7 protein-coding genes are annotated in these 4,577 nt (G+C 55.2%); all 7 read left to right on the plus strand.

Features of this window, described 5'->3' with window-relative positions; all coding sequences use genetic code 11:
- Positions 1 to 421, plus strand: a 421-nt coding sequence (locus B4F73_RS16580; RefSeq protein ID WP_290483828.1) for a MotA/TolQ/ExbB proton channel family protein, incomplete at its 5' end; no start/stop codon positions are given.
- Positions 422 to 456: 35 nt separating this feature from the next.
- Entirely contained in the window at positions 457 to 966 is a 510-nt protein-coding gene (locus tag B4F73_RS16585) for a MotA/TolQ/ExbB proton channel family protein (protein ID WP_027838575.1), read from the plus strand.
- Positions 966 to 1,382 carry an ExbD/TolR family protein gene (locus B4F73_RS16590; protein ID WP_034815654.1) on the plus strand — a complete coding sequence of 139 codons (417 nt, stop codon included), beginning with the start codon at positions 966 to 968 and terminating at the stop codon, positions 1,380 to 1,382. Before B4F73_RS16585 ends, B4F73_RS16590 begins: the two co-directional genes overlap by 1 nt.
- Before the next feature lie 11 nt (positions 1,383 to 1,393).
- The gene (locus B4F73_RS16595; RefSeq protein WP_034815652.1) at positions 1,394 to 1,813 is read left to right on the plus strand and encodes an ExbD/TolR family protein; all 420 of its coding nucleotides are present in this window, start codon (positions 1,394 to 1,396) and stop codon (positions 1,811 to 1,813) included.
- A gap of 11 nt (positions 1,814 to 1,824) precedes the next feature.
- Positions 1,825 to 2,451 carry an energy transducer TonB gene (locus B4F73_RS16600; RefSeq protein ID WP_034815649.1) on the plus strand — a complete coding sequence of 209 codons (627 nt, stop codon included), beginning with the start codon at positions 1,825 to 1,827 and terminating at the stop codon, positions 2,449 to 2,451.
- Between the two features lie 236 nt (positions 2,452 to 2,687).
- On the plus strand, positions 2,688 to 3,287 hold the full coding sequence (locus B4F73_RS16605) for a TonB family protein (protein WP_290483829.1): 600 nt from the start codon (positions 2,688 to 2,690) through the stop codon (positions 3,285 to 3,287).
- A 199-nt stretch (positions 3,288 to 3,486) separates the two neighbouring features.
- A partial coding sequence (locus B4F73_RS16610) for a tetratricopeptide repeat protein (protein ID WP_290479588.1) occupies positions 3,487 to 4,577 on the plus strand: 1,091 nt, incomplete at its 3' end.

The following is a 4,577-nucleotide window of genomic DNA, read 5'->3' on the forward strand; positions in this document are numbered from 1 at the left end:
CAACCCACTGGCTCGCGTGTTCGAAGCTTATGAGCAAAACAAGCAGAACGACATCGAGACGCTGGAACTCAAACTGGACGAACAGATCCTGCGCGAGAGCCCACGCATCGAGCGTTTCAACGACATCATCAAAGTGCTTGCTGCTGTTGCACCTCTGCTCGGTCTTCTCGGTACCGTTATCGGTATGATCATCACCTTTACGTCGATCACAATCTACGGTGCCGGCGATCCGAAGCTGATGGCTGGTGGTATCTCCGTTGCCCTTATGACGACCGTGTTCGGTCTCGTGGCGGCTATCCCGCTTCTTCTGGTCCATGCAGTTGTGTCCGCAATGGCACGCGGCAACCAGCAGATGCTTGACGAGCAGGCTGCTGGTCTGGTCGCCGAGAAAGCGGAATCCACGCGCGGGGCGATGGCGTAAGCCATCCCCCTCGTTCACCCGAGGAGTAACCCGATATGGGTTTTGCAGATTTACAGGCTTTCCTCGATCGTGGCGGTCCAGTGTTGCTGGTCATTATGCTTGCAACATTCTTCATGTGGGGCCTGATTTTGGAACGCGTGTTCTATTTCAGGTTCGCACATAAGCAGGTAGCCGCCGATGCGATTGCGGAGTGGCGTTCGCGCTCCGACCGGAAATCCACACTCGCGCACTGGGTAAAAGACAAGCTGGTATCAGAAGTCCGCATGAAAGCGGAACAGAATGTCCAGCTGACCAAGGCAATGGTGGCGCTTGCGCCACTGCTCGGCCTGCTGGGCACCGTGACCGGAATGGTTGCTGTGTTCGACATCATGGCGATCACCAGCGGTGCAGACGCAAAGGCCATGTCGGCCGGTGTGTCTCGTGCAACGATCCCCACGATGGCAGGTATGGTCGCCTCGCTCTCAGGCATTCTATTCACGTCCGGTATGGACCGCCGCGTTAACCGCTCGGTCCAGCAGGTCGAAGATGCGATGGAGATTAGCTGATGCGAGGACGTACACACAGAGCACCGGAAGAGGCGAATGTTGACCTCACGCCCATGTTGGACGTGGTCTTCATCCTGCTGATCTTCTTCATCGTGACCTCGACTTTTGCCCAGGAAGAGACGATCGGCCTTGAGCCTCCGCCTCCGCCTTCGCCAGATCAGCAGGACCAGCCGCAAGTTCCGGCTATCCTGATTTATATCGACGAGTCGAACCTGATCACGGTCAATGGCCGCGTCACTGACATCGGATCTGTTCGTGCCAATATTGAGCGCGTGCGGGCCGAGAACCCGGAAAGCCAGGTTGTGATCCAGGCTCATCCGAAGTCGAGAAACGGGGTAATCGTCCTTATCCGGGACGCCGCCTATAACGCTGGCTACACGACAGGGGTGAACCTTGTCCTGTCGCAGACAGAGTAGAGGAGCACCGCATGGCACGCAGAAAACGTCAATCGATGGCCGGCGGTGGAGGAGCTGAGGATGATGTAAACCTCACTCCAATGCTGGATGTGGTCTTCATCCTGCTGATCTTCTTCATTGTTACGGCTCAGTTCATCAAGGAACCCGGCGTCGATATCGTCCGGCCCGAAGTGGACAACAAGGCAATCGCCAAGCCGCTTGCGATCTTGGTTGCGATCAATGCTGAAAGCCAGATCTACATCGACAAGAAGGAAGTCTCGCCAGATGAGGTGTCCTTTACGCTGAAACAGATGCGTGAAGACAATCCTCGTGGTAAGATTGTCATTCAAGCCGATGTAGCTTCAGAAGCTGAAGTGCTCGTCGATCTGATGGAGACCATCAACAAGCTTGATGGTTCGACCGTGATCGACGTGTCGGCGTCGAGAGAATAGGAGACATTCACATGCTAAATAATCCTTTTCTTCGCCTCTTGATTGCACTCGGTATCGCTATTCCGATCGTGTACGCACTCTTCATGATGATGAGTTATCTCATCAGCGTGAAAGAAGTGAAACTTGATCAGAGCGAACAGCGGGTCCTGTCGGCGATTACGCCACAACAGCAGGATGCCGATGTCCGGGTGCGTCAGCGCTCGAAGCCGAAGCGGATCGATTCCGCCCAGAAGCCGCCTCCACCGCCGAAAGTTTCGGCAACCAAGTCTCAGATCAATCTGCCAACGCCCCGTATTGAGGGTGCTGCGCCGACGGATCTGAACCTTGGCCGGATGAACTCTCTGGCAATCGACCCGGTCGCAATTTCTGACCGGGATGCCCAGCCAATCCGTCCGCCAGCCCCGTCTTATCCGCAACGTGCGGCAGAGCGTGGCACGGAAGGCAGCTGTGATGTTCGCTTCGATGTGGATACACGCGGTCGTCCGTACAACATCTCTGCCACTTGCACAGATAGTGTTTTCAAGCGGGAAGCAGAACGGGCTGTCAGCAAGGTTGAATTTGCTCCGAAGATCATTCGCGGTAAAGCGGCCGAGCGTCGCAATGTGGTATATCCGTTGGAGTTCAAACTGGCCGACTAAGGCCTGTTCGACGATGAAATTTGAAAAGGGCGCTCCAGGGAGCGCCCTTTTTTGATTCCGGATTGTGTCTCCAAAAAGCTTTTGCTTGCCGCTTGGGAATAGTAATGATATAAAGTAACAAAAATGGAGGAAGTGAAATGTCAGCCAGTTTGAATTCGAGCACGGGAACCGCGCTATCCTTCGGCGAAGAATGGCGCTCATGGATTCAAGTCCAATCCGACCCCGGTCGGTTTCTCATGGCCTCCATTCCTGCCGCTGCTGTCACAATTGGCTTGTTCGCAATCATGAACCATTTGATCCATGTGGACGAAGTGAGACTGGCAACGCCATCGGAGCGCATTTGGGACAAGATCGTATTCGACGCGGACCCGATGGAAGATCCGGTGAGACCAGATCGTCTCGTATTCGAGCCTATTGAGGTCAAAACACCTCCCCCTCCACCGAAAGTGACAATGTCACCTTCAGGCGTGGGTATGCCGCCCATCGTGAATGTTGGCGGCGTGCCGACGCGCACACCCATCGGGTCCCTTGGTCCCATCATTACAACAGCAAGCCCCGTTGGAGACCGAACCCCTGTGCCCGTCCGGCCTCCATTGCCAGCGTATCCGAGCGCGATGGCCAAACGAAACGTGGAAGGTGATTGCGTCGTTCGCTTCAATCTGACGGCTCGAGGTCTGCCCTTTGATGTTACCGCTGAATGCACGCCCTCAGGTTTCGAATCGGAGGCCCGTCGGTCCGTCTCCAGGGCAGAGTTCCTCCCACAAATTATTGACGGACAAGCACAGGAATCGCGCGGTCTGACCTACCCGCTCGAATTCCGCCTTAATGAGGAGTGATAATCATTAAAACCCTGTAGTACATCGTTGACGCACCGTGTCGCTTGCACCCATATTCGGCACGAAACGTAACAGATTTACACTCGGACGACGCGCGAGCATAAAAAGCCTTATAAAGCGCGCGGAAGTCCTTGATCCGACCGGTCAATTCCGGTTGAAAGAGCTGAACCCCGCGGTCCCTGCGGACAGGAGAGGAATTATGGGATTTAAAGCTACCCTGAAAGGTGCCGTTCTTGCCGGCATGATGGCAGCATTTGGTGCCGGCGCCGCTATGGCGCAGGCGGCTTGTGAAGAGACTCAGTTTTCATCTAAGACCGGGGAAACCTATCTGAAGGCCGAACAGGCCGCGATGACGAACAAGGACTTCAATGCCGCGGCACAGGCTCTCGGCCAGCTGAAGGCGATGGAGCTCAATTGCTACGAGGAAGGCGCAGTTCTCAAACTGTCCGCCTATATCAACATCGAACGCGGAGATCGTCAGGGCGCCATTCGCGACCTGATGTCGGCGCTCGACAAGGGCTACATCCCGGCGAAAGACGCCGCGCAAACCTATTACAATATTGCCCAGATCTACCTGCAGGATGAGAACGTCGAGAAGTCGCTCGAATACATGCAGAAGTGGCAACAGGCTGGCGGCAAGCCAGACCGTCAGCAGAAGTGGCAGCTTGCTGTCCTCTACCAGCGCGTCGATGATTTCCGCACGGCCATCAAATGGACCGAAGAAGTCAAGCGTGATGACGGCAATAACTACAAGCAGGAAGTCTATGACCTGCTGATCTATCTCTACAACGCGGTAGACGACAAAGCGAAGCTCGCGGCGGTTCTGGAAGAAGTTCTGGTTCGCAACCCGACAGAACGGAAGTATTGGGACGCGATTGCCGGCAACTATTTTGCGGCCGATGAAGAGCGTAAAGCCTTTGAAGTGCAGAAGGCCATGTATCTGGCGGGCCTGCTGACAAAGGAAGACGAGATCATGCGGGTTGTGAACTTTTACAACCGCTTCAACGCGCCTTACCACGCCGCTCAAATTCTTGAGAAAGAAATGAATGCTGGCCGAGTGACGAAGTCTCTCAAAAACCTCGAATTGCTTGCGAACCTTTATCAGGTTGCTCGTGAGCACGAAAAGGCGATCCCGGTCATCCGCCAGGCAGCTGATGCTGGTGGTGGCGGTGCCATGCTCGAACGTCTCGGCCGGTCTTATGCTGACCTCCAGAAATGGGAAGAGACCGAAGACGCGCTCCAGCAAGCACTCAAAATGGGTGGCCTCAAGGATCGTGCGACGGCCTATGT

The sequence above is a fragment of the Hyphomonas sp. UBA3601 genome (assembly GCF_002375605.1).
GTDB lineage: Bacteria > Pseudomonadota > Alphaproteobacteria > Caulobacterales > Hyphomonadaceae > Hyphomonas.